Annotated in this window: 29 protein-coding genes; 16 read left to right on the top strand and 13 right to left on the bottom strand. The window is 47.8% G+C overall.

The features are described 5' to 3' along the window. The first annotated feature begins 33 nt into the window (after positions 1 to 33). The 5 genes from dmlR (at position 34) to HUZ68_RS12720 (ending at position 2,836) form a co-directional block, all read left to right on the top strand. Positions 34 to 957 (top strand): DNA-binding transcriptional regulator DmlR, encoded by a 924-nt coding sequence (gene dmlR, locus HUZ68_RS12740; RefSeq protein WP_001061578.1) that lies wholly within the window; start codon positions 34 to 36, stop codon positions 955 to 957. Between the two features lie 126 nt (positions 958 to 1,083). Next, positions 1,084 to 1,722: a leucine efflux protein LeuE gene (leuE, locus tag HUZ68_RS12735; protein WP_000457207.1), complete on the top strand. Its 639-nt coding sequence runs from the start codon at positions 1,084 to 1,086 to the stop codon at positions 1,720 to 1,722. Between the two features lie 172 nt (positions 1,723 to 1,894). Then, positions 1,895 to 2,254 (top strand): DUF1971 domain-containing protein YeaR, encoded by a 360-nt coding sequence (gene yeaR, locus HUZ68_RS12730; protein ID WP_000939317.1) that lies wholly within the window; start codon positions 1,895 to 1,897, stop codon positions 2,252 to 2,254. A 3-nt stretch (positions 2,255 to 2,257) separates the two neighbouring features. Next, the gene (locus HUZ68_RS12725; RefSeq protein WP_000513737.1) at positions 2,258 to 2,440 is read left to right on the top strand and encodes a DUF1869 domain-containing protein; all 183 of its coding nucleotides are present in this window, start codon (positions 2,258 to 2,260) and stop codon (positions 2,438 to 2,440) included. A gap of 147 nt (positions 2,441 to 2,587) precedes the next feature. Beyond that, positions 2,588 to 2,836 (top strand): GlsB/YeaQ/YmgE family stress response membrane protein, encoded by a 249-nt coding sequence (locus HUZ68_RS12720; protein ID WP_000512153.1) that lies wholly within the window; start codon positions 2,588 to 2,590, stop codon positions 2,834 to 2,836. A 57-nt stretch (positions 2,837 to 2,893) separates the two neighbouring features. Here HUZ68_RS12720 and yoaJ read toward each other — a convergent pair whose 3' ends face one another. The 3 genes from yoaJ to dgcP are packed head-to-tail and all read right to left on the bottom strand — an operon-like array spanning position 2,894 to position 4,127. Further along, positions 2,894 to 2,968 carry a protein YoaJ gene (yoaJ, locus tag HUZ68_RS12715; RefSeq protein WP_001386836.1) on the bottom strand — a complete coding sequence of 25 codons (75 nt, stop codon included), beginning with the start codon at positions 2,966 to 2,968 and terminating at the stop codon, positions 2,894 to 2,896. A 2-nt stretch (positions 2,969 to 2,970) separates the two neighbouring features. Further along, positions 2,971 to 3,069, bottom strand: coding sequence for a YoaK family small membrane protein (locus HUZ68_RS12710; protein ID WP_001219350.1), 99 nt, complete (start codon positions 3,067 to 3,069; stop codon positions 2,971 to 2,973). A gap of 32 nt (positions 3,070 to 3,101) precedes the next feature. Next, positions 3,102 to 4,127 (bottom strand): diguanylate cyclase DgcP, encoded by a 1,026-nt coding sequence (dgcP, locus tag HUZ68_RS12705; RefSeq protein WP_001283455.1) that lies wholly within the window; start codon positions 4,125 to 4,127, stop codon positions 3,102 to 3,104. A 182-nt stretch (positions 4,128 to 4,309) separates the two neighbouring features. Here dgcP and yoaF point away from each other — a divergent pair, with 182 nt between their 5' ends. Continuing rightward, positions 4,310 to 4,564: a DUF333 domain-containing lipoprotein YoaF gene (gene yoaF / locus HUZ68_RS12700; protein WP_000691930.1), complete on the top strand. Its 255-nt coding sequence runs from the start codon at positions 4,310 to 4,312 to the stop codon at positions 4,562 to 4,564. Between the two features lie 21 nt (positions 4,565 to 4,585). Here yoaF and HUZ68_RS12695 read toward each other — a convergent pair whose 3' ends face one another. Together HUZ68_RS12695 and nimT are read right to left on the bottom strand one after the other, a co-directional pair. Further along, positions 4,586 to 4,933 (bottom strand): DUF488 domain-containing protein, encoded by a 348-nt coding sequence (locus HUZ68_RS12695; RefSeq protein WP_001338156.1) that lies wholly within the window; start codon positions 4,931 to 4,933, stop codon positions 4,586 to 4,588. Positions 4,934 to 4,987: 54 nt separating this feature from the next. Then, positions 4,988 to 6,169, bottom strand: coding sequence for a 2-nitroimidazole transporter (gene nimT, locus HUZ68_RS12690; RefSeq protein ID WP_000128483.1), 1,182 nt, complete (start codon positions 6,167 to 6,169; stop codon positions 4,988 to 4,990). Between the two features lie 96 nt (positions 6,170 to 6,265). Here nimT and nimR point away from each other — a divergent pair, with 96 nt between their 5' ends. Next, positions 6,266 to 7,087: a DNA-binding transcriptional regulator NimR gene (gene nimR / locus HUZ68_RS12685; RefSeq protein WP_000972250.1), complete on the top strand. Its 822-nt coding sequence runs from the start codon at positions 6,266 to 6,268 to the stop codon at positions 7,085 to 7,087. Here nimR and HUZ68_RS12680 read toward each other — a convergent pair. Next, positions 7,044 to 7,490: a DUF441 domain-containing protein gene (locus HUZ68_RS12680; protein ID WP_000460707.1), complete on the bottom strand. Its 447-nt coding sequence runs from the start codon at positions 7,488 to 7,490 to the stop codon at positions 7,044 to 7,046. The two genes, nimR and HUZ68_RS12680, sit on opposite strands and share 44 nt — an antisense overlap. A gap of 169 nt (positions 7,491 to 7,659) precedes the next feature. Between HUZ68_RS12680 and yoaI the strand changes: the two genes are divergently transcribed. Then, positions 7,660 to 7,764, top strand: a complete 105-nt coding sequence (yoaI, locus tag HUZ68_RS12675) for a small membrane protein YoaI (protein ID WP_000999630.1) — start codon at positions 7,660 to 7,662, stop codon at positions 7,762 to 7,764. Here the strand turns inward: yoaI and yeaK are convergent, their stop codons facing one another. The 5 genes from yeaK to yeaG all read right to left on the bottom strand — a co-directional run bounded on the left by yeaK (position 7,765) and on the right by yeaG (position 14,934). Continuing rightward, complete coding sequence (yeaK, locus tag HUZ68_RS12670; protein ID WP_000138042.1) at positions 7,765 to 8,268, bottom strand: mischarged aminoacyl-tRNA deacylase; 504 nt, start codon at positions 8,266 to 8,268, stop codon at positions 7,765 to 7,767. It abuts the gene before it with no gap. A gap of 42 nt (positions 8,269 to 8,310) precedes the next feature. Beyond that, the gene (gene dgcJ, locus HUZ68_RS12665; RefSeq protein ID WP_001613229.1) at positions 8,311 to 9,801 is read right to left on the bottom strand and encodes a diguanylate cyclase DgcJ; all 1,491 of its coding nucleotides are present in this window, start codon (positions 9,799 to 9,801) and stop codon (positions 8,311 to 8,313) included. Positions 9,802 to 9,981: 180 nt separating this feature from the next. Further along, a complete protein-coding gene (locus HUZ68_RS12660) occupies positions 9,982 to 11,457 on the bottom strand; it encodes a sensor domain-containing diguanylate cyclase (RefSeq protein WP_000616433.1) in 1,476 nt (491 codons plus the stop codon). Between the two features lie 146 nt (positions 11,458 to 11,603). Then, positions 11,604 to 12,887, bottom strand: a complete 1,284-nt coding sequence (locus tag HUZ68_RS12655) for a YeaH/YhbH family protein (RefSeq protein WP_000219686.1) — start codon at positions 12,885 to 12,887, stop codon at positions 11,604 to 11,606. A 112-nt stretch (positions 12,888 to 12,999) separates the two neighbouring features. Next, complete coding sequence (gene yeaG, locus HUZ68_RS12650) at positions 13,000 to 14,934, bottom strand: protein kinase YeaG (protein ID WP_001019882.1); 1,935 nt, start codon at positions 14,932 to 14,934, stop codon at positions 13,000 to 13,002. A gap of 435 nt (positions 14,935 to 15,369) precedes the next feature. Here yeaG and mipA point away from each other — a divergent pair, with 435 nt between their 5' ends. Further along, positions 15,370 to 16,116, top strand: coding sequence for a scaffolding protein MipA (gene mipA / locus HUZ68_RS12645; RefSeq protein WP_000163771.1), 747 nt, complete (start codon positions 15,370 to 15,372; stop codon positions 16,114 to 16,116). Positions 16,117 to 16,205: 89 nt separating this feature from the next. Beyond that, positions 16,206 to 17,060, top strand: coding sequence for a methylglyoxal reductase YeaE (yeaE, locus tag HUZ68_RS12640; RefSeq protein ID WP_001186335.1), 855 nt, complete (start codon positions 16,206 to 16,208; stop codon positions 17,058 to 17,060). Positions 17,061 to 17,110: 50 nt separating this feature from the next. Here the strand turns inward: yeaE and HUZ68_RS12635 are convergent, their stop codons facing one another. Both HUZ68_RS12635 and gapA read right to left on the bottom strand, forming a co-directional pair. Then, entirely contained in the window at positions 17,111 to 17,995 is an 885-nt protein-coding gene (locus tag HUZ68_RS12635; protein WP_032200543.1) for a D-hexose-6-phosphate mutarotase, read from the bottom strand. 83 nt (positions 17,996 to 18,078) lie between these two features. After that, entirely contained in the window at positions 18,079 to 19,074 is a 996-nt protein-coding gene (gene gapA / locus HUZ68_RS12630; protein WP_000153502.1) for a glyceraldehyde-3-phosphate dehydrogenase, read from the bottom strand. A 341-nt stretch (positions 19,075 to 19,415) separates the two neighbouring features. Between gapA and msrB the strand changes: the two genes are divergently transcribed. The 6 genes from msrB to HUZ68_RS12600 all read left to right on the top strand — a co-directional run bounded on the left by msrB (position 19,416) and on the right by HUZ68_RS12600 (position 24,912). Beyond that, positions 19,416 to 19,829 (top strand): peptide-methionine (R)-S-oxide reductase MsrB, encoded by a 414-nt coding sequence (msrB, locus tag HUZ68_RS12625; RefSeq protein WP_001284618.1) that lies wholly within the window; start codon positions 19,416 to 19,418, stop codon positions 19,827 to 19,829. A 41-nt stretch (positions 19,830 to 19,870) separates the two neighbouring features. Continuing rightward, on the top strand, positions 19,871 to 20,143 hold the full coding sequence (locus tag HUZ68_RS12620; RefSeq protein ID WP_001046791.1) for a YeaC family protein: 273 nt from the start codon (positions 19,871 to 19,873) through the stop codon (positions 20,141 to 20,143). Between the two features lie 369 nt (positions 20,144 to 20,512). Then, positions 20,513 to 21,589, top strand: a complete 1,077-nt coding sequence (locus tag HUZ68_RS12615) for a zinc-binding dehydrogenase (protein WP_000645193.1) — start codon at positions 20,513 to 20,515, stop codon at positions 21,587 to 21,589. A gap of 26 nt (positions 21,590 to 21,615) precedes the next feature. After that, entirely contained in the window at positions 21,616 to 22,995 is a 1,380-nt protein-coding gene (locus HUZ68_RS12610; protein ID WP_033814659.1) for an MFS transporter, read from the top strand. A 16-nt stretch (positions 22,996 to 23,011) separates the two neighbouring features. Continuing rightward, positions 23,012 to 24,055: an NAD(P)-dependent alcohol dehydrogenase gene (locus HUZ68_RS12605; protein WP_000798120.1), complete on the top strand. Its 1,044-nt coding sequence runs from the start codon at positions 23,012 to 23,014 to the stop codon at positions 24,053 to 24,055. 20 nt (positions 24,056 to 24,075) lie between these two features. Then, the gene (locus HUZ68_RS12600; RefSeq protein ID WP_000878895.1) at positions 24,076 to 24,912 is read left to right on the top strand and encodes a ketose-bisphosphate aldolase; all 837 of its coding nucleotides are present in this window, start codon (positions 24,076 to 24,078) and stop codon (positions 24,910 to 24,912) included. The last annotated feature ends 1 nt before the right edge of the window (position 24,913 follow it).

The raw sequence follows: 24,913 nt of genomic DNA, 5'->3' as shown, positions 1-24,913 counted from the left end.
TCCCTGTAACTGGTGAAACATAAAACACGAATCATGAATAATTTACCGCTGCTGAATGATTTGCGCGTCTTTATGCTGGTGGCTCGCCGGGCTGGTTTTGCCGCCGTGGCGGAAGAACTGGGCGTTTCACCGGCGTTCGTCAGCAAGCGCATCGCCTTGCTGGAGCAAACGCTAAACGTGGTGTTGTTACACCGCACCACCCGCCGCGTCACCATTACCGAAGAAGGAGAGCGGATTTATGAATGGGCGCAGCGGATTTTGCAGGATGTCGGTCAGATGATGGACGAACTTTCTGACGTGCGTCAGGTGCCACAGGGGATGCTGCGTATTATCAGCAGCTTTGGTTTTGGACGACAGGTGGTGGCTCCGGCGTTATCAGCGCTGGCGAAGGCGTATCCGCAACTGGAATTACGTTTTGATGTGGAAGACCGGCTGGTCGATTTGGTCAATGAAGGTGTCGATCTCGATATTCGCATTGGCGATGACATCGCCCCTAATTTAATCGCCCGCAAACTGGCGACCAATTACCGCATTCTCTGCGCGTCGCCGGAATTTATTGCGCAACATGGCGCGCCGAAACATTTAACCGATCTTTCTGCATTGCCGTGCCTGGTCATTAAAGAGCGCGATCATCCTTTTGGTGTCTGGCAATTACGCAATAAAGAAGGCCACCATGCGATTAAAGTCACCGGCCCACTGTCGTCTAATCATGGAGAAATTGTCCATCAGTGGTGTCTCGATGGGCAGGGGATTGCTCTGCGTTCCTGGTGGGATGTTAGCGAAAACATTGCCAGTGGTCATTTAGTGCAAGTGCTACCGGAATATTACCAGCCAGCGAACGTCTGGGCCGTTTATGTTTCAAGGCTGGCGACGTCAGCGAAAGTGCGGATAACGGTAGAATTTTTACGGCAGTATTTTGCCGAGCACTACCCGAATTTTTCACTGGAGCATGCCTGATTCATGATTCAATTATCGGGTTGATATCAGGTTAAAACCTGATTTTCTCCTTTCTAAGCCGCTACAGATTGGTTAGCATATTCACCTTTAATCGCGCATGATCGAAAGATAATTAAAGAGGTTAATGTGTTCGCTGAATACGGGGTTCTGAATTACTGGACCTATCTGGTTGGGGCCATTTTTATTGTGTTGGTGCCAGGGCCAAATACCCTGTTTGTACTCAAAAATAGCGTCAGTAGCGGTATGAAAGGCGGTTATCTTGCGGCCTGCGGTGTATTTATTGGCGATGCGGTATTGATGTTTCTGGCATGGGCTGGAGTGGCGACATTAATTAAGACCACCCCGATATTATTCAACATTGTACGTTATCTTGGTGCGTTTTATTTGCTCTATCTGGGGAGTAAAATTCTTTACGCGACCCTGAAGGGTAAAAATAGCGAGGCCAAATCCGATGAGCCCCAATACGGTGCTATTTTTAAACGCGCGTTAATTTTGAGCCTGACTAATCCGAAAGCCATTTTGTTCTATGTGTCGTTTTTCGTACAGTTTATCGATGTTAATGCCCCACATACGGGAATTTCATTCTTTATTCTGGCGACGACGCTGGAACTGGTGAGTTTCTGCTATTTGAGCTTCCTGATTATTTCTGGTGCTTTTGTCACGCAGTACATACGTACCAAAAAGAAACTGGCTAAAGTGGGCAACTCACTGATTGGTTTGATGTTCGTGGGTTTCGCTGCCCGACTGGCGACGCTGCAATCCTGATGCTTTCAGCCCGCGTTGTCGCGGGCTTCCCATCTATAATCCTCCCTGATTCTTCTCTGATATGGTGCTAAAAAGTAACCAATAAATGGTATTTAAAATGCAAATTATCAGGCGTACCCTGAAACGGCTGGAATAAACCGTTTTCAGCGCATTCACCGAAGGAGGGAAAAGGATGCTGCAAATCCCACAGAATTATATTCATACGCGCTCAACGCCTTTCTGGAATAAACAAACTGCGCCTGCCGGAATATTCGAACGTCATCTTGATAAAGGAACGCGCCCGGGGGTTTACCCACGCCTTTCCGTTATGCATGGGGCGGTCAAATATCTCGGCTACGCTGATGAACACAGTGCAGAGCCTGATCAGGTGATCCTTATCGAAGCGGGGCAGTTCGCGGTGTTCCCTCCAGAAAAGTGGCACAACATTGAAGCCATGACTGACGATACTTATTTCAACATTGACTTCTTCGTGGCTCCTGAAGTCCTGATGGAAGGTGCGCAACAACGGAAAGTCATTCATAACGGGAAATGAATCATGGGCAAAGCAACGTATACCGTGACCGTCACCAATAACAGCAATGGCGTTTCTGTCGATTATGAAACAGAGACGCCGATGACTTTGCTGGTGCCAGAAGTGGCGGCTGAAGTGATAAAAGATCTGGTGAATACCGTGCGTTCTTATGACACGGAAAACGAACATGATGTTTGTGGTTGGTAATTATCACTGATCGTTGATGGCGCAATTTCTGCGCCATCGCAAAAAAATCCTCCGTGATGCTCGTCACAAATCTTGCCCTCCCGATGTTGTGCTATGCTTTTTATCAGCGACTAACCCGCTAATGCAAAACAGATAAGTGAGGAAACAATGGGCATTCTGTCATGGATTATTTTTGGGCTTATTGCCGGTATTCTGGCGAAGTGGATCATGCCAGGTAAAGATGGTGGTGGATTCTTTATGACTATCCTGCTGGGGATAGTCGGTGCCGTAGTCGGCGGTTGGATCAGCACGCTGTTTGGCTTTGGTAAAGTCGATGGCTTCAATTTTGGCAGCTTCGTGGTTGCCGTTATTGGTGCGATTGTCGTGCTATTTATCTACAGGAAGATTAAAAGTTAACGCGTAAATTGCACAAAGGCTGCACACAGGCAGCCTTTGCTATTTTTAGAGGTGACGTTACCACCATCCCAGCTCAGTGCCGAGTACGACAATAATCGCCACACCCATCATAATGATCGTTGTTTTTTTCATCTTTATGCTCCCGGGGCAGCATAGCCGCCAATAAAAAACCATGCTAAAAATACGACCGCTGTAATGAAGATTACAACCGGAAAAATAATACCGATTCGCATGTTATCACCAATCAAAAGGATGTGAATACGCCTCAGGAATGTGGCGCTGAATGCGCGACAAAAGGTGTTTTCTGTTTGTGTTTTTTCTCCTGATACATCGCGATATCGGCAGCATGTAGGGCACTGTCTGCATCGGTCGTTTCAGGATCGACTTCTACTATGCCAAGACTGGCACCAGGATAATACAAATCAACATCACCTAAGTGATATTCTCCACGTATTTGCTGTTGAATACGTTCTCGCAGCGACGAAATATCCGCATTCTCGTTGTTTAGTGAAACAACCAAAAACTCATCACCACCGAGACGACCAATAACTTCGCCATTTTGCTGAAGCGTATTAAGGCGCTCGCCAACCTGAATGAGAAACAGATCGCCACTATTATGACCAAAACGATCATTGATTAATTTGAAGTTATCCAGATCGATAAACGCGATCATTATCTTATGGTTAAGATGCCGGGCGAGGGAAAACAGCGTCGTCAGATTTTCAAAAATCGCCCGCCGATTCGGTAGCCCGGTTAACGAGTCGGTATACGATTGCGCAATCAGCGCGGCATTGGCTTCGCGCAGTTGTTCAACCAACGCCTCTTTTTGAATATATTGTGCAATCAGTCCGGCGAATAACTGTAAAACCTGTTCCGCGCGTTCACTCCACTGGCGCTTCTCACTGCTGGCGGCGCAAAGCGTGCCATAGAATGATCCATCCGGTAAGTGAATTGGCGTGCTCAGAAATGTGGTGATGCCAAGATTGCGTGCCGCAATACAGTCGCCCCAACGGTCAGGGACTTCATCGCTGAAAAAGCAGTTTTCATCAATGGCGCGTTTGCATAACGAGTAATCCCACGAGACGGTAAAATTCTCCGGGATGTGCATTTTCTGGCTGTTACGGGCAAACATAATATGCTGCAGGCGCGCTTCGACATCCACTTTGGTCAGGTAGGTTGATTCCATATCAGTGACCATTTCCAGCATCTCCAGAAGCTGTCGGACCAGACTTTCCAGTGACTGTTCTTTGGCAAGGGATTGCGAGACGCGGGCGATAATCTGATCTGACACGGAACAACTCCAGGATACGGCGGGTAAATGCTGATTATTTAATCTTTGCAGGCATGATAAAACATCATCAACAAAGATGAAACAAGACGTAATATGTTTTGAGTGAATGTAATAAAAATAGTGCTGCAAAACAAAACGATACCGCGATACTCTAAGCTTGGATACATATGTGAGATCAATAAATGAAAATTATCAGTTTTGTTCTGCCTTGCTTGCTGGTCCTGGCTGGTTGTTCAACCCCTTCTCAGCCAGAAGCACCTAAACCGCCGCAGATTGGTATGGCAAATCCGGCGTCGGTCTATTGCCAGCAGAAGGGCGGGACGCTCATTCCAGTGCAGACAGCGCAAGGGGTCAGCAACAATTGCAAATTACCGGGCGGTGAAACGATTGATGAATGGGCATTGTGGCGACGGGACCATCCGGCTGGTGAAAAATAACCGCCGGATGCTGTACTAAAATCACAAGCTACGTAGCCAGTCGGCCAGCACCAGCGCATGGTTCTGCGTGGTGTTTTTTGCTGAGTAGAGCAGGGTCAGCGGCTGTTTTTTGGCGATGTCCGCCAGCCGCTTTCCTTCTTGCTCGTGTTGTGCCAGTTCTGCAAGATATTGCTCGCGAAAGGTTGCAAAATCGACGACTTCGCCGTGAAAGGCTTTGCGCAGTTCCGTTGACGGCGTGATTTCTTTATCCCACTCATCAAGGGCTAAATCGGTTTTTTTGATACCGCGCGGCCAGAGGCGGTCGACCAGTATGCGATAACCATCGCTCTGTTCTGCCGGATCATAAACGCGTTTGCACTGAATATTCATCGTGTTTGTTCTCCCTTTCACGCATGATTTGTCACGTCACTATAGCACCGGATATTAGCGAATTTCTTTGTCTCTCCCGGCGCAAAGTCCGAAAATCGCCATCAGTAGTGAAAGTATTGCAACACCCATTAGTGGTACGGACCAGTCACCGTTAGCATCGTGTATTTTACCCATCAGCGGCGGCCCACAGGCTGCCAACAAATACCCGACGGATTGTGCCATCCCCGAGAGTGCCGCCGCCTGATGCGCAGAACTTGCCCGAAGACCAATGAACGTCAACCCCAGTATCATTGTTGCGCCGGATCCAAAACCGAAAAGCAGAGTCCAGGTGATCGCGTGCGCTGGCATGAAGCAGAGCCCAACCGCGCCTACTGCGCACATCAAGGCAACGAACGCTGCAATACCACGCTGGTCTTTCACATGATGTAAGAAAAGTGGGATCAGCAAACCGGGAGCTGCTGTGGCTAGTTGCAGCAAACCATGCAGTGAACCCGCCTGTGCTTCGCTATAGCCGTGACTGATGAGGATCGCCGGAAGCCAGCCAATAATTACGTAATAGATCAGTGAGTTGATCCCAAGAAACAATGTTACCTGCCAGGCAAGCGGCGAACGCCAGATACCCCGAGTATGTAAGGCGCGCGAGGTACTCAAATTTGCATGTTGTTGGCTTCGCCACTGTGGCAGCCATAAAAAAAGAGCCAGCAGAGGAAAACACATCAGCATGAGCAACGCGCCTTGCCAGCCAAAACCATTCAAAGCCAGCGGCACTACCATAGCCGATCCCAGGGCCGCCGCAGCTCCCATTGTCAGGGAATATGCGCCGGTAAGTCTGGCGACGGAATGAGGGAAATCGCGTTTAATTAATCCTGGCAGTAAGACATTACCTAATGCAATCCCACCGCCAATGACCGCTGTACCGCCAAATAATAAGTAAGGCGAAGGGAGAGAGCGAATTGCGATACCTGCACAGATCAAAAGTAACGCGGCAAACAGGCTACGTTCCATACCAAAACGTCGAGCCACCGGGGCAGCCAGAGGTGAGATTAGCGCAAAGGCCAATAATGGCAGGGTGGTCAATAAGCCGGTTTGCGCAGTCGTCAGCGAGTAAGCGGAACGAATCGTATCCAGTAACGGTGCTGCGCCGGTGAAGGTGACGCGTAATGTAGTGGCAATCATCAGAATGCCAGCGATAAGGACAATCCTGTTTTTGCCGCTTAATGAAGTTGAACAGGTCATATGCTTCTCATTGTTACAAACGAGGCTGTACCTTACCGTTTTTATTGTTATGTTGAATCAAGCTAAAATGACAAATTATCGCTAAATTCGGACAAAATGATGCACAGGTTGAATCTCAATGGCTATGAACCCGACCGACACCATGAAGCCGCGGTCGCATTTTGTATTCACGCCGGAACGGATGAGTTAACCAGTCCTGTACATCAGCACCGCAAAGGACAGCTGATACTGGCGCTACATGGTGCAATTACCTGTACGGTGGAAAATGCTTTGTGGATGGTGCCGCCGCAATATGCGGTTTGGATACCGGGCGGGGTGGAACATAGCAATCAAGTGACAGCTAACGCTGAACTCTGTTTTCTGTTTATCGAACCCAGCGCAGTGACAATGCCGACAACATGTTGCACATTGAAAATATCGCCCTTATGCCGGGAATTGATTTTAACCCTGGCAAACAGGACGACGACTCAGCGTGCTGAGCCGATGACCCGCAGATTAATTCAGGTCCTGTTTGATGAACTCCCTCAGCAGCCACAACAACAGCTGCACCTGCCCGTTTCTTCTCATCCTAAAATCCGCACGATGGTGGAGATGATGGCGAAAGGGCCCGTCGAGTGGGGGTCATTGGGGCAATGGGCTGGCTTTTTTGCGATGAGTGAACGCAATCTTGCCCGACTGATAGTAAAAGAGACGGGGTTGAGTTTTCGCCAGTGGCGTCAGCAGTTACAGCTGATTATGGCGCTTCAGGGATTAGTGAAAGGCGATACTGTACAGAAAGTTGCTCATACGCTGGGGTATGATTCAACAACGGCCTTTATTACTATGTTTAAGAAAGGCCTGGGGCAAACGCCAGGCCGATATATTGCGGGATTAACTACTGTTTCCCCACAATCAGCGAAACCAGACCCGCGGCAATAAGCGGGCCGACCGGTACGCCGCGAAACAGCGCCACGCCTAAAACAGTGCCTACCAGCAGCCCGGCGACCAGTTGCGGCTGGCTGCCCATTAACGTCACGCCGCGCCCACCCAGCCAGGAGACAATAACGCCTACTGCAATTGCCACCAGCGATTTCCAGTTCAGAAACGAGTGAATCAGGGTTGAGGGTGGTAGCGTCCCGCTGGCGATGGGGGCCATAACGCCAATCGTCAGAATTATTATCCCGATACTTAGCCCCTGTTTTTCAATCCACGGGAAAAAGGTGCTTAACGGTGTGACGCGGACAATGATTAACACCAGAATTGAAACGGCGACAGTGGTGTTATGACTGATAAAGCCCAGCGCAGCTAACCCAAGCAGGATCAGCAAAGTGACATCAAACATCGTGGTTTCCTTGCCAAAAAATAATAAGCCTGCTTACTTTACGCTTGCTGCAGGAAGGAAGTAGAAAATCTTTACGTTTTTTGCATAAAAAATCAGGGGAACTGTCATCAAACTGCCATTTGTGCACGCTAACAATAACGTGAAAACAGCTATCTCCCTGGGGCATACTATGAACGATCAAATGTTCGTCGAGACACTGATTATTACGTCATCGTTTTTTGCCATTGCGGTTGTGCTGGTTTTGTCCGTTCTGCTTATTGAACGGACAGGCTAGTTACGCAGTGCGGCGGAAATTGATCAGTTCTGGTTGCGCAATGCGCAAATAATCCGCGGTTTTCAAAATAACGGATTTATCCAGCATGCCTGCATTGAAGGCGATTTCATCAAATCGTTCGAAGAGTAGGGGGTCGGCAACCAGTTTGAGTTTTGGATGGAAGCTGAAAGGGGGGATCGCGCCGAAGACACAGCCTGTGAGTTCATCGACTTCCGCCGGGCTGGCCAACGAAGCGCGTAATCCGCCTATATGGCTGGCGAGTTGGCTCAGATCGGCCTGTTGATCCGCAGCGAGGATCGCCAGAACATGTTGATTTACGCCATTGCCTTTGACTTTACATACCAGTGCCTTAGCCCCCTGGCCTAAAGCGGTGCCACGAATTTCTGACACCGCTTCACATTTACCTACCGCTTCATGGGTAACGACGCGGAAGTCTGCACCTTCTTGTGATAATAAAGCGATTAACCGCTGATGCGTCACGCTTCCTTTAGCCATTTCAGTCATTTCATGCTCCTGAGATTACAAGCAAACAACCACAGAAGGTTATCATGAACGGCTGTTTTTGTTCTGCTTATTGACATATAAACGCTCATCGGAAGCTTTATACGCATCATGTAACGTATCGTTTTCTTTCATCGCGTAAATACCGGAAGAGAAGCCGATCTCTTTCTGCGGCGCGATATGTTGCAGACGTTTTTCGATACGTTCAGGCAGTTGTGATGCAATTTGCGGCGTCGAATCGACAAGAATGATGCAGAATTCATCGCCACCGAGTCGGATGGCATAATCACTTTTACGAATCGATTGTTTAATCGCCTGAGCTAACAACGTAATCGCTAAATCCCCTTCCTGATGACCGAGGGTGTCATTTATTAGCTTTAACTTGTCCATGTCAATTGCAATAAACATCACCGAAGAACCGGATTGCACCAGTTTCTGCAACCGCTGCTCCAGTTCAGGGGTTAAAATTTTGCGATTATACAGTCCAGTCATCGCATCACTAATATTTTCTCGCGACACATTTTGGTATAAGCGGAAGTGCATCCGCACCATATTCAGCAAAATTAACGCCGTCAAAATCCAGAACAGAACGCTTTTCCACGAAGACGTGATAAAGTAAAGAATATCAATGGATAACGAGACACGAATGCCGCCCGGTAAGTCATGGACGTAACTGACATACTGGAACAGATTATCTTCGCTCTGGTTGATGATAATGTCGCGCCCCGAATCTGTATCGGTTAGCGTGACATTGAGAAAACGCCAGAGGAGAGGGCGGTCATGAGTGTAAAAGATATTCCGCAGATTGTTTTTGTTAATATCCAGCAGCACAATCCCTTTTAGCTGCCCTGCGACATATACCGGCGTCAGCAAACTCATCACGTTCTGTTTAGTACGCTGATCCAGGTAAATGCTCGATAATACGGTACGCCCGGTAAATACCTTTTCAATATCTTTGCGATCGATGCCAATACTTCCTGACTGCAGGAAGGACCAGTTATTCATCGCAAAGTATTCAACATTAACCGGCTCATAAAAATAGACATAGCGGTCATTGAGATCGAGATAATAGTGAAATTTCTCTTCGGCCATCCCAAGACCTGAACCGTAATCATCCTGGTGGCGGTTGCCTTCCACTGCCTGATCAAAAGCGGGTAATAGTGCTGCAGCTTCCACAATTGTGTCGCAGTCAGTGGATGCGGTTTGTAGTGTGCCGCGTAAGCCCGGGTATTTATGGGCAGTCAGGTTTAAGCCATGGGTATTATTGGCAGACTCAAAAGCCTCGCAGATGGCGCGCCGCTGTTCTGGCGACACTTCCGACTGCTCAGCAGCGAGAGCGCGCATCACATGCGCGGCAATACTCTGATTCTGATACTTATCATAAAGAAAGGAGGAGTCTGCTTTCTGCACGATATAGCGCAGATAGGCACTCATTGCTCTGTCGCTGGCGACAAGTTCAAAAATAAGGAAGGAAGATGTCAGCACAATGACACTTGCGGCGATAAAATGCCGGAGCATTCTATGGTGCAATTTCATGATAAATGGCACTCCTTCGGTTAGTGAAACGAGAAAACCAGATAAAGTTCGATTGCGGCCTGGCACAGGGGCGCTAATTATACTCATCTCTGCGCCGCTGGGGAGGGGAAATTTAGGGGTAATAGTAATAAATTGTATGCAAAAGCCACGCAAAAAGCATGGCTCTGAATATTTTTGCACTTAAATATGATGAATAATCACTTTGTTGCCCCCCTCGCTTTTCGCTTCGCGTAAGGCTTTATCTGCTTCCGTCATGACAAGCGAGATATTACGCGTGTCACCCGTTGAAAAAACCGTGCCAATACTGATGGTCATTTGTTCAGGAACATCATATCTGTTACTAAAGCCGGTCAGGAGTTCGACATTTTTACGCATACGTTCCGCAATGATTTTTGCCTGGGCACTATTGAGTTCGGTAAATAGCAAGCCAAACACCTCACCCTCCAGTCGCGCTAAAATATCATCGGGGCGGATGCTTTGCTGGATAATATCGACAATTGAAACCAGCACTTTATCACCCACACGATGTCCCCATTGGGCATTGATGCGTTTGAACTGATTAATATCAACCAGCATGACACAGAAGTCCTTAACAACAGGTCGCGACAATAATGACTCTACGCTGTTGAAAAAGTAGCGCCGATTATAAATATTGGTCAGCACATCATGAACTGCCAGTTTGCTGGAGAGTTGCAGCTCCTGAAAAATGTTATAAATCAGAAAAGACACAACAAACAGTTTACTGGAGACTTCAATCCCGCGACTGATATACCAGATGGTATAATTATACTCATCCAGAGTCAGTAGAAGTAAGTTGCAGCATAGCGATGCCAGACATAATAATGCTATTAACGGCCATAGTTCGCTGGCTAATCGTGTACGCATGATAATAAAGAACAGTAAAAATGCCCACAGACAAACCAATATTTTTGTATAGTTGATTCCCCAGGTCGCAGTATGGTTGTCCGGACAGTAATCGACGACATACAAAGAATAGTCAGCGTTATAACTGCTCAGATTGTGTGCCAGAAGGGGAAAAACTAAAAAAGGAATCAGCGCCAGCAACAGAATGCCAGTTTTTTTCTTATTGTTGTCAAGGATGTTGTCTTTTCCATAACAAAAGAGCGCCAGCGAGGTTAAACAAATAAAACTGAGTTGGCGGAAAATATAGAAAATAGAAACATCATTCGACTTTGTCTGGATCAGTGTACTGCCGTTAATTGGTTTATGGATAATTACAATGGTTTCAACTAAATAGATAAGGCCACTTAAAAATGCAAGGCTTAAAATGAGTGTTGGTAAAATTTGTTTGTTAGTGAAATATTTCATTAACATGAAAAGAAAAATGACGGCGTTAAGGAAAAACAAAGCCACAACAACCATCAGGTAATTCATCTGTGGGATGAGTTTTACATTTGTGTTTTCGTTATATAAGGTAGTAATGCAAAATAAAATTAACGTCAGCAATAAACTGAAAATAAAAAAGCTTTGAGCTTTTAATTTTTGTGTACCCATAGAAACCATAAAAAGGAGAGCAATGTGAGTGCTGGATTTTATTGATGGCAGAGATATATAGTTTTGACCAGGATCAATTTTCGTTAACGATAAAAAATATTTAAAGAATAACCCCATGGAAATACGTGTTGACTGAATCATTTTTCCGAATGATTGTTTTCTGGAACTAAATTATGTAAAGGTTATGCTGTCATATTTAAAGCGATTGTAAGCTAATGTATGTAATAAATGAGATAATTTACAGTGAGCTAAAAATCAGCCAGGCGATAATGACCCGGCTGATAGTTTTAGTCTTTAGCTGTTGCATTTTGTTTATGAAACAGTTCACGGAACACCGGATAAATATCATCCTGGTCGCGGATGTGCTGCATCGCAAAGTTGTCGAAAGTAGATTGCAGATGCTCATATTCTCGCCACAATGTCTGATGTGCACGACGAGTAATTTCGATATAGCTGTAATAACGAACAACAGGTAATAATTTTTTCGCCAGGATTTCATGGCAAAGCGGAGAGTCATCGGCCCAGTTATCGCCGTCCGATGCTTGTGCAGCGTAAATATTCCACTGTGCCGGGTTATAACGCTCTTTCACTACCTCATCCATCAGTTTCAGGGCGCTGGAAACAATGGTGCCGCCAGTTTCCTGCGAGTAGAAAAACTCATGTTCATCGACTTCTTTCGCCTGGGTATGATGGCGGATGTATACGACTTCCACGTTCTTATACGTTCTGCTGAGGAACAGATACAGCAGAATATAAAAACGCTTAGCCATATCTTTAGTGGATTGATCCATTGAACCGGAAACGTCCATCAGGCAAAACATCACTGCCTGGCTGGAGGGATCGGGCCGCTTCTCGTAGTTCTTGTAACGTAAATCGAAGGTGTCAATAAAAGGGACGCGTTCAATTTTGGCACGTAATTCTGCAATTTCTTTGCGCAGACGTTCCTCTTCCAGCAGCTGCGCAGGTTCACTGTTGCTGATGATGGCCAAATTCTCTTCCAGTGCATGAAGTTCCCGCCGCTTGCCTGCCGTCATGGCTGTGCGTCGCGCCAGTGAGTTCTGCAATGAACGCACAACGCTGATATTGGCCGGAACGCCGTTAGCGGTATAACCCGCCCGATGCGTTTTATATTCGGTCAGCTGGCGTTGTTGGTTTTGTTTCAGATTCGGTAAGGCCAAATCTTCAAAGAGCAGATCAAGATACTCATCTTTCGAAATCTGAAAGACGAATTCATCCTGACCTTCACCATCCTGGCTGGCCTGGCCCTGACCACTGCCGGAACCTCCGCCGCCACCCTGGGGACGTTCAATTCGGTCGTTCTGGACGAAATGGTCATTGCCCGGATGTACGCGGTGGCGCAGGCCGCCACGCCCCTGATGAAACATCGGTTCGCTAATATCTTCCGTGGGAATGGATACGGATTCGCCGCTGTCGACGTCAGTCACCGAACGCTTATTAATGGCCTCGGAGATCGACTGTTTAATTTGCGCTTTATAACGGCGTAAAAAACGCTGGCGATTCACCATGCTTTTGTTTTTGCCGTTCAGACGCCGGTCAATAAACCAGGTCATATGCCCCCCGTACTACATTTGCCAACTGTATGCTACGCCTGTGTTGCCATTTCTCTGGCCCACGGTTCGCTGTCGTTGTAGGCCCGGTAGCATGTGTACCGGGCCAGGGTTGTTAAGACGATTTACGTACGCGCAAATACCATTCGCACAGTAAACGCACCTGTTTACGGGTGTAGCCTTTTTCCATCATACGGTCGACAAAGTCGTCGTGTTTCTTCTGCTCGTCGGTTGACGTTTTGGCGTTAAACGAGATAACCGGCAACAGCTCCTCGGTATTGGAGAACATTTTCTTCTCGATAACCGTGCGCAGTTTTTCATAGCTGGTCCAGTTCGGATTGCGTCCGCTGTTATTGGCTCTGGCGCGCAGTACGAAGTTAACAATCTCGTTGCGGAAATCTTTTGGATTACTGATCCCCGCCGGTTTCTCGATTTTCTCCAGCTCGGCGTTAAGAGACTCGCGGTCAAACAGCTGCCCGGTATCCGGATCGCGATACTCCTGATCCTGAATCCAGAAATCCGCGTAGGTAACATAACGGTCGAAAATGTTTTGCCCATATTCGGAATAGGATTCAAGGTAGGCCGTCTGGATCTCTTTGCCAATAAACTCGGCATATTTCGGGATCAGATAACCTTTCAGGAACTCCAGATAGCGTTCTGCCTGCTCTTGTGGGAACTGCTCGCGCTCGATCTGCTGTTCCAGGACGTAGAACAGATGGACCGGGTTTGCCGCCACTTCTACATGATCGAAGTTGAACACGCGGGAGAGGATCTTAAACGCAAAACGCGTCGACAGACCGTTCATCCCTTCATCGACACCGGCGTAGTCACGATATTCCTGATACGACTTGGCTTTGGGATCGGTGTCTTTCAGACTTTCGCCATCATAAACCCGCATCTTTGAATAAATGCTGGAGTTTTCTGGCTCTTTCAGGCGCGAAAGAATGGAAAAACGTGACAGTGTTTCGAGCGTGCCAGGGGCGCATGGGGCGTGAGTCAATTCACTGTGATTAAGCAATTTCTCGTAGATTTTGATCTCTTCGGAAATGCGCAAGCAATACGGCACCTTCACGATGTAAACACGATCGAGGAAGGCTTCGTTGTTTTTGTTATTACGGAAAGTGACCCATTCGGACTCGTTCGAGTGGGCAAGAATAATCCCGTTGAACGGCAGGGCGGAGATACCTTCCGTCCCGTTGTAGTTACCTTCCTGAGTGGCGGTTAACAAGGGATGCAGCACTTTAATCGGTGCTTTAAACATCTCAACGAATTCCATGATCCCCTGGTTGGCGCGGCACAGTGCGCCGGAATAGCCATAGGCGTCTGGGTCATTCTGCGCGTAGTGTTCGAGTTTACGAATATCGACTTTCCCTACCAGCGCGGAGATGTCCTGGTTGTTCTCATCACCGGGCTCTGTTTTGGCGATAGCAATTTGTTGCAGAATGGACGGCCAGACCTTCACTACCCGGAACTTAGTAATATCGCCACCAAATTCATGCAGACGTTTTGCCGCCCACGGCGACATGATGGTGCCGAGATAACGGCGAGGAATGCCATACTCTTTTTCCAGAATCTGCGCATCTTCCTGCGGATTGAAAAGACAGAACGGATGATCGTTGACCGGGCTACGCTCACCGTTGGCGCTCAATACATAAATCGGTACGAGCTGCATTAATGATTTCAGTCGCTCAGCAAGCGATGATTTACCCCCACCCACAGGCCCCAGCAGATACAGGATTTGTTTCTTCTCTTCCAGCCCCTGAGCCGCGTGTTTCAGATAAGAGACAATCTGTTCAATCGCGTCTTCCATGCCGTAAAACTCTTCAAACGCCGGATAACGTGCAATGACCCGGTTAGAAAAGAGTCGAGAAAGTCTGGGTTCCTGGGCTGTATCGACCATGACAGGCTCACCGATAGCCATCAATAGCCGCTCAGCCGCGTTGGCATAAGCACTGCGATCTTGCCGACAAGTGGTAAGAAACTCCTGCAGTGTGAACTCTTCGTCCTTGGCAGCTTCATATCGCTGGCGATAGTGATCGAATATATTCATGGTATGCCGTCCTTTCGTTTTTTAGCACAGGTTAAGAGCCGTTCATATGAATAGTAGAGGCTCCCGGAAGAGGTAAACTGAACGACGTCTCTTGCTAAAACACAGCAACTCTCATGCCATTTTATCGACGATGAGAACAACGTGCCCGGTGATACACCTTCAAAATTAAGCGTAGATGGCAAATGGAAAACTTGCCTACACGGCTTTCTTAATTTCAATGGCATATCAACAACTCATCCATAAATTTTGCATAATTAATGTAAAGACCAGGCTCGCCAGTAACGCTAAATTCATTTGGCTGTAAGCGCGGTGTCATCCGCGTCAGGAAAATTAAACAGTTACTTTAAAAAATGAAAACGTAAAAAGGTTGGGTTTCGATGTATTGACGGGTAAACTTTGTCGCCCGCTAAACATTTGTTTAAGGAATGATTAATTGTGACCAAACTCAAACTTCTGGCACTTGGAGTGCTTATCGCAACGTCTGCAGGCGTAGCGCACGCTGAAGGTAAATTTTCCCTGGGCGCAGGCGTAGGTGTCGTTGAACACCCATATAAAGATTACGATACCGATGTTTACCCAGTACCGGTAATCAACTATGAAGGCGATAACTTCTGGTTCCGTGGCTTAGGTGGTGGTTACTACCTGTGGAATGACGCAACGGATAAACTTTCAATTACCGCTTACTGGTCGCCGCTTTACTTCAAAGCTAAAGACAGTGGCGATCACCAAATGCGTCACCTGGATGACCGTAAGAGCACCATGATGGCTGGTCTGTCTTATGCTCACTTTACCCAGTACGGTTACCTGCGTACCACCCTGGCTGGCGATACCCTGGATAACAGCAACGGCATCGTCTGGGATATGGCCTGGTTGTATCGTTACACCAACGGCGGCCTGACCGTGACTCCGGGTATTGGTGTGCAGTGGAACAGCGAAAACCAGAACGAATACTATTATGGCGTATCGCGCAAAGAGTCCGCTCGCAGCGGTCTGCGTGGCTATAACCCGAACGACAGCTGGAGCCCTTACCTGGAGCTGAGCGCCAGCTACAACTTCCTCGGCGACTGGAGTGTTTACGGTACCGCGCGCTACACCCGTCTGTCTGATGAAGTTACTGACAGCCCGATGGTGGATAAATCCTGGACTGGCCTGATTTCTACCGGGATCACCTACAAATTCTGATAATGCATCTTTCCAGGGCATTTTGTGCATAAAAACAGGGCGTCACGCCCTGTTTTGCATTACGGTGGTGCAATACCTGGGAGGAAACAATGCAACAAAAAATGATTCAATTTAGTGGCGATGTCTCACTGCCAGCCATAGGGCAGGGAACATGGTATATGGGCGAAGATGCCAGTAAGTGTAAAACAGAAGTTGCTGCACTACGCGCGGGCATTGAGCTCGGTTTAACCCTCATTGATACCGCCGAAATGTATGCCGATGGTGGTGCCGAAAAGGTGGTTGGGGAAGCATTAACCGGTCTGCGTGATAACGTCTTTCTCGTCTCTAAAGTCTATCCGTGGAATGCTGGCGGGCAAAAAGCGATAAATGCATGCGAAGCCAGTTTACGCCGTCTCAATACTGATTATCTCGATCTCTACTTATTACACTGGTCTGGCAGTTTCGCTTTTGAAGAGACTGTCGCAGCGATGGAAAAATTGATCGCCCAGGGAAAAATCCGCCGCTGGGGCGTTTCGAACCTTGATTATGCTGATATGCAGGAACTCTGGCAGCTGCCGGGGGGAAATCAGTGTGCCACTAATCAGGTGCTTTACCATCTCGGTTCACGAGGGATTGAGTACGATCTACTCCCCTGGTGCCAGCAACAGCAGATGCCGGTGATGGCTTACAGTCCGTTAGCCCAGGCCGGGCGGTTGCGCAATGGACTGTTAAAAAACGCGGTAGTCAACGAAATTGCACATGCTCACAATATCAGCGCGGCACAAGTATTGTTGGCGTGGGTAATCAGCCATCAGGGTGTGATGGCGATTCCAAAAGCGGCCACGATTGCCCATGTCCAACAGAATGCGGCTGTGCTTGAGGTCGAACTTTCGTCAGCGGAATTAGCCATGCTGGACAAAGCATATCCGGCACCAAAAGGAAAAACTGCGCTGGATATGGTTTGATGTTGATACGTGCCGGATGCATCGCACCCGGCACACAACATTAACGTAAATTAACGTTTCGCAACGCGAATGGATTGCGCCAGATGTGCAGGTTTTTCTTTGGTCACTTTTTGCGTTTCTGAAGCGTAAGCCGTTTCTACACAAACAAAGGTCTTGTAGCCATCGTCCGGCATATCGCCCATGCTAACTGAAAGCGCCGGTCCCGGGTTCCAGCCTACAACGTTCAGATGATGCTGGTGGCCTACGGCGATAATACGATTCAGCGCTTCATCATTAATCACGCTGCAATCTTGCGGATTCAGATACACGCGATCGGTACGGTCAGGGAAGGTCTGAATACCGTCGGTCAGTACATCTTCTTTCGCGTCATTTACTTTATCAATGAAGCGATCGCCCAGCCCACTGACGCTTACCTTAGCGATATCACCCACGTTAAAGTAGGTATGCAGGGCAGAGGTGGTTTCAAATTCGCCGTGTGCTTCAAGATCGATTTCACAGGTTTTACCCACGCGGAAATGCGCTAACAGCGTAAAGTCGTGAGGCCAGAATTTTTTCGTCTCTTCGCTTTGTGTCAATTCAAAAGTCAGCGCTACGCCATCAGCATCTTCACGATGTGATTTCAGCGTCCACGGCAGGTTGCGGGCAAAACCGTGCGCAGGCAGGCCTCGTTCTGCCGCCGGACCAAACCACGGCCAGCAAACCGGTACGCCACCGCGAATGGCGACGCCATTTTTGAACGGTGTGTTGTTGCTCAACCACAGAACTTCTTCTTCACCCGCAGGTTTCCACGAGAGAAGGTGTGCGCCCTGTAATGCAAAAGAGGCTTTTACCTGGGGATGATCGACTACAATGAGGTCCAGTTCATCCAGTTTACGACGGGAGAGGACAGGGGAGATTTGTTCGATGACCGGAAGGGCAAAAATTTTCTTAATCATGACGCAGTCCTTTAACTTCATTTTATCAGGTAAAAAAAAGAGCGACCGAAGTCGCTCTTTTTAGATCACAGTGTCATCTCAACTTATTTGGAGATGTGAGCGATCAGGTCCAGAACTTTGTTGGAGTAACCGGTTTCGTTGTCGTACCAGGATACCAGTTTCACGAAGTTGTCGTTCAGAGCGATACCAGCTTTAGCATCGAACACGGAAGTGCAAACTTCGCCGTTGAAATCGGTAGATACTACGTCATCTTCGGTGTAGCCCAGAACGCCTTTCATTTCGCCTTCAGCAGCAGCTTTAACGGCAGCTTTGATCTGCTCGTAAGTTGCAGCTTTTTCCAGACGAACGGTCAGGTCAACTACAGATACGTTCGGGGTCGGAACGCGGAACGCCATACCAGTCAGTTTGCCATTCAGTTCTGGCAGTACTTTACCTACAGCTTTAGCAGCACCGGTAGAGGACGGGATGATGTTCTGGGAAGCGCCGCGGCCGCCGCGCCAGTCTTTGTGAGACGGGCCATCAACGGTTTTCTGAGTAGCGGTAGTAGCGTGAACGGTGGTCATCAGACCTTCGATGATGCCGAAGTTATCGTTGATAACTTTAGCCAGCGGAGCCAGGCAGTTGGTGGTGCAGGAAGCGTTGGAAACGATGTCCTGGCCAGCATATTTGTCGAAGTTAGCGCCTTTAACGAACATCGGAGTGTTGTCTTTAGACGGACCAGTCATAACCACTTTCTTCGCACCAGCGGTGATGTGTTTACGAGCAGTTTCGTCAGTCAGGAACAGACCAGTTGCTTCAGCGACAACGTCAACACCAACTTCGTCCCATTTCAGGTTAGCCGGATCACGTTCAGCGGTAACACGGATTTTTTTACCGTTAACGATCAGATGACCGTCTTTCACTTCAACGGTACCGTCGAAACGGCCGTGAGTGGAGTCATATTTCAGCATGTATGCCATGTAATCAGCGTCTAACAGGTCGTTGATTGCAACGATCTCGATGTCAGAACGTTTCTGAGCAGCACGGAAAACAATGCGACCGATACGGCCAAAACCGTTGATACCTACTTTGATAGTCATATATTCCACCAGCTATTTGTTAGTGAATAAAAGGTTGCCTGTAAAATTACAAAAACCTTACGCAGCGTCAAGCGGAATCGTGTCAATCATTGCGACAAATCAATCCTGTGCCTAAGCATAACGCGACTGACTCGCCTCACTCTTCCTTTGGGCTTGAGACCACATGGGGTCGGCGCCCCGAATTTTAAAGGGCAATTACGATAAAAATGTGATTTTCATCACGATTTAGGTGCAGCCATTTCGTCGAGATCAAGTTTAGGACAAAATTTTGCCAGTTGGTGTTAATGTTTTGTTAGAATCAGTCACGTAATGTGAGCACGATTAAAGTGAGATGTGAGCAAATGGCTAATAAACCTTCGGCAGAAGAACTGAAAAAAAATTTGTCCGAGATGCAGTTTTACGTGACGCAGAATCATGGGACAGAGCCGCCATTTACGGGTCGTTTACTGCATAACAAGCGTGACGGCGTATATCACTGTTTGATCTGCGATGCCCCGCTGTTTCATTCCCAAACCAAGTATGATTCCGGCTGTGGCTGGCCCAGTTTCTACGAACCGGTGAGTGAAGAATCCATTCGTTATATCAAAGACTTGTCACATGGAATGCAGCGCATAGAAATTCGTTGCGGTAACTGTGATGCCCATCTGGGGCATGTCTTCCCCGACGGGCCGCAGCCAACGGGCGAACGTTATTGTGTTAACTCTGCTTCTTTACGCTTCACTGATGGCGAAAACGGCGAAGAAATCAATGGTTGAAAAAACGATTCAGCAACTTATTCCACAGGAGCGGAAAAATTATGAATCTTGATGACATTATCAACAGCATGACGCCTGAGGTATACCAGCGTTTGTCGACCGCCGTTGAACTGGGGAAATGGCCTGATGGCGTTGCGTTGACCGAGGAACAAAAAGAGAACTGCCTGCAACTGGTGATGCTGTGGCAAGCCCGCAATAATACCGAAGCACAGCATATGACAATTGACACAAATGGTCAGATGGTCATGAAGAGCAAACAACAGTTAAAAGAAGATTTTGGTATCTCAGCAAAGCCTATTGCCATGTTTAAGTAAGTGGTTTGTCCCCTTTTTGCCGCGGTTATAAAGGGGATAGCCAACAATAACCCCACGACTCATCTCAATTATCTCGTCACGACCAGGCAAAGCCCCAGCCCGGTCTTTTGCCGTCGCGTTCACGCCTGAATGACTTCTCCTGAACTTAAGTCTCAGACCTATTTGGCCGGTAATCCCTCTCAAATTTGCTCATTTTGCGTTCCGCCTTCCATCAACCTGTAACAGAACCAGCCATTTTCTGCGTAATTGTGATCTGAGTTGTAAAACGCAGATCATTATCTGTGTTTTACAGATTTAATGTTGACCTCAAAAATCATGTAGGTAAGTATGATGACCATCTAAGCAAAACAAAACACAGAGGATGACGCAATGAAAGCACTGGCTCGGTTTGGCAAAGCCTTTGGCGGCTACAAGATGATCGATGTGCCACAACCCATTTGTGGCCCGGAAGATGTAGTGATTGAAATTAAAGCCGCGGCAATCTGCGGCGCAGACATGAAGCACTACAATGTCGATAGCGGTTCTGATGAGTTTAACTCTATCCGCGGCCATGAGTTCGCAGGTTGTATTGCGCAGGTTGGTGAAAAAGTCAAAGACTGGAAAGTGGGGCAACGCGTCGTGTCGGATAACAGCGGTCACGTCTGCGGCGTTTGTCCGGCCTGTGAACAAGGTGATTTTCTGTGTTGTACAGAAAAAGTAAACCTTGGTCTGGATAATAATGCCTGGGGCGGTGGTTTTTCCAAATATTGTCTGGTTCCTGGTGAAATACTCAAAATTCATCGTCATGCGTTGTGGGAAATCCCTGATGGTGTTGATTATGAGGACGCAGCCGTACTTGACCCTATCTGTAATGCCTACAAATCCATCGCGCAGCAATCGAAATTCCTTCCTGGTCAGGATGTGGTCGTCATCGGCACTGGCCCACTCGGGCTGTTCTCCGTACAAATGGCGCGAATTATGGGGGCGGTAAATATCGTCGTCGTTGGTCTGCAAGAAGATGTGGCGGTCCGCTTCCCGGTTGCAAAAGAACTGGGTGCGACGGCAGTAGTAAATGGTTCTACCGAAGATGTGGTGGCGCGCTGCCAGCAAATTTGTGGCAAAGACAATCTGGGTCTGGTGATTGAATGCTCCGGTGCCAATATCGCACTGAAACAAGCCATCGAAATGCTCCGCCCGAACGGGGAAGTGGTACGCGTTGGAATGGGCTTCAAACCTCTTGATTTCTCGATTAATGACATTACCGCCTGGAACAAAAGCATCATTGGGCATATGGCCTATGACTCCACCTCATGGCGTAACGCTATCAGGCTATTAGCCAGCGGCGCTATCAAAGTCAAACCGATGATCACGCATCGTATCGGCCTGTCGCAATGGCGCGAAGGGTTTGATGCGATGGTCGATAAAACCGCAATCAAAGTGATCATGACTTACGACTTTGATGAATAACCACTCTCCTGAAGGAACGTTATCGCATGGAACAGATAACAAAACCGCATTGTGGTGCACGGCTGGATCGCTTACCGGATTGCCGCTGGCATTCATCAATGTTTGCCATCGTCGCGTTTGGCTTGCTTGTCTGCTGGAGTAATGCCGTTGGTGGCTTGATCCTCGCGCAGCTGAAAGCGTTGGGCTGGACAGATAATTCCACCACAGCCACATTCTCAGCAATCACGACCGCCGGAATGTTTCTCGGTGCGCTGGTGGGCGGCATCATTGGCGACAAAACCGGTCGCAGAAATGCGTTCATCCTCTATGAGGCCATTCATATTGCCTCGATGGTTGTCGGTGCTTTCTCACCGAATATGGATTTCCTTATTGCCTGCCGTTTTGTGATGGGAGTTGGGCTGGGAGCTTTACTGGTTACGCTGTTTGCTGGTTTCACCGAATATATGCCCGGTAGAAATCGTGGAACGTGGTCAAGTCGGGTTTCCTTTATTGGCAACTGGTCATATCCGCTCTGTTCATTGATAGCGATGGGACTCACGCCGCTGATTAGTGCAGAGTGGAACTGGCGGGTACAACTGCTTATCCCTGCAATATTGTCGCTTATCGCTACGGCGCTGGCCTGGCGCTACTTTCCTGAATCCCCGCGCTGGCTGGAATCGCGCGGACGGTATCAGGAAGCCGAGAAAGTCATGCGGAGTATAGAAGAAGGCGTCATACGCCATACAGGTAAACCTTTGCCGCCCGTGGTTATTGCTGATGACGGTAAAGCACCACAAGCGGTGCCATATTCAGCCTTACTGACAGGAGTATTACTGAAACGCGTGATATTAGGCTCTTGTGTGCTGATTGCCATGAACGTTGTGCAGTACACACTAATTAACTGGTTGCCAACGATATTCATGACCCAGGGGATTAATTTAAAAGACTCGATTGTTTTAAATACCATGAGTATGTTTGGCGCGCCATTTGGCATTTTTATTGCCATGCTGGTGATGGATAAAATTCCGCGTAAAACAATGGGTGTGGGGCTATTAATCCTGATTGCGGTGCTCGGATATATCTATTCACTGCAAACCAGCATGTTGCTCATAACGTTGATTGGTTTCTTCCTGATTACTTTCGTCTATATGTACGTTTGCTATGCCTCGGCAGTGTATGTCCCTGAGATCTGGCCGACAGAGGCCAAACTCCGTGGCTCCGGTCTGGCGAATGCGGTAGGGCGAATCAGTGGTATTGCCGCACCTTATGCCGTTGCAGTGCTGCTCAGTAGTTATGGCGTTACGGGAGTCTTTATTTTTCTGGGGGCGGTTTCAATTATTGTCGCAATTGCTATCGCCACCATTGGAATCGAAACCAAAGGTGTCTCCGTTGAAAGTTTAAGTATTGATGCAGTAGCCAATAAATAATACGGGTGGATTCAAAATGAAAAATTCAAAAGCAATATTGCAGGTGCCGGGCACAATGAAAATTATTTCAGCAGAAATACCAGTGCCTAAAGAAGATGAAGTTTTGATTAAAGTAGAATATGTCGGTATTTGTGGTTCAGATGTACATGGTTTTGAATCAGGTCCGTTTATTCCGCCTAAAGACCCAAATCAAGAAATTGGCCTGGGTCATGAATGCGCCGGGACGGTTGTGGCTGTGGGAAGCCGCGTGCGCAAATTTAAACCGGGGGATCGGGTAAATATCGAACCTGGCGTTCCTTGCGGTCACTGTCGTTACTGTCTGGAAGGCAAATATAACATCTGCCCGGACGTTGATTTTATGGCGACACAACCCAACTACCGCGGCGCATTAACGCACTATCTGTGTCATCCGGAGAGCTTTACTTACAAACTGCCCGACAATATGGACACGATGGAAGGGGCGCTGGTGGAGCCTGCCGCAGTCGGGATGCATGCCGCGATGCTGGCAGATGTTAAACCGGGTAAGAAGATAATTATTCTGGGAGCGGGTTGTATTGGTTTGATGACGTTGCAAGCGTGCAAATGCCTGGGAGCAACGGAAATTGCCGTCGTTGATGTGCTGGAAAAACGTCTGACAATGGCGGAACAGCTTGGTGCGACAGTGGTTATTAACGGCGCAAAAGAAGACACTATTGCACGCTGTCAGCAATTTACCGAAGACATGGGCGCAGATATTGTTTTCGAAACAGCGGGTTCTGCGGTCACCGTTAAACAGGCACCTTATCTGGTAATGCGCGGCGGTAAAATTATGATTGTTGGTACTGTACCCGGCGATTCGGCAATCAATTTCCTCAAAATAAATCGCGAAGTCACTATCCAGACGGTATTCCGCTATGCCAATCGTTATCCGGTTACGATTGAAGCTATTTCTTCAGGTCGATTCGATGTGAAATCGATGGTGACGCATATTTACGATTATCGGGATGTACAACAGGCATTTGAAGAGTCGGTTAACAACAAACGCGACATTATTAAAGGCGTTATTAAAATTAGCGATTAATTAATACGGGAGAACAGAACATGCTCGCAGATATCAGATATTGGGAAAACGATGCCACAAATAAACATTATGCAATTGCCCATTTTAACGTATGGAATGCAGAAATGTTGATGGGCGTTATCGACGCAGCCGAAGAAGCGAAATCACCGGTTATTATTTCTTTTGGCACAGGTTTTGTCGGCAACACCTCATTTGAAGATTTCTCTCACATGATGGTATCAATGGCACGAAAAGCAACTGTGCCGGTAATAACTCATTGGGATCATGGTCGGAGTATGGAGATTATTCATAACGCCTGGACTCATGGTATGAATTCATTAATGCGTGATGCTTCCGCATTTGATTTCGAAGAAAATATTCGCTTAACCAAAGAGGCTGTCGATTTCTTCCATCCGCTGGGTATTCCGGTAGAGGCGGAATTAGGGCATGTCGGTAATGAAACCGTTTATGAGGAAGCGCTGGCGGGCTATCACTATACCGATCCTGACCAGGCGGCTGAATTTGTTGAACGTACGGGCTGTGACTCATTGGCTGTCGCCATCGGCAACCAGCATGGGGTTTATACGTCAGAGCCACAATTGAACTTTGAGGTCGTCAAACGCGTACGCGATGCCGTGTCTGTTCCGCTGGTTTTGCATGGCGCATCGGGGATCAGTGATGCCGACATTAAAACTGCAATTTCGTTGGGTATCGCGAAAATCAACATCCATACGGAGCTCTGTCAGGCCGCAATGGTCGCAGTGAAAGAAAACCAGGATCAGCCTTTCCTGCATTTAGAACGTGAAGTACGTAAAGCTGTAAAAGAACGGGCATTGGAAAAAATTAAACTGTTCGGTTCTGATGGCAAAGCGGAATAAT

Origin of the sequence: Shigella dysenteriae, from assembly GCF_022354085.1 — a bacterium.
Taxonomy (GTDB): Bacteria; Pseudomonadota; Gammaproteobacteria; order Enterobacterales; family Enterobacteriaceae; genus Escherichia; species Escherichia coli.
Note: the sequence above shows the minus strand (reverse complement) of the source record. Positions and strands in the feature narration are given on the sequence as shown.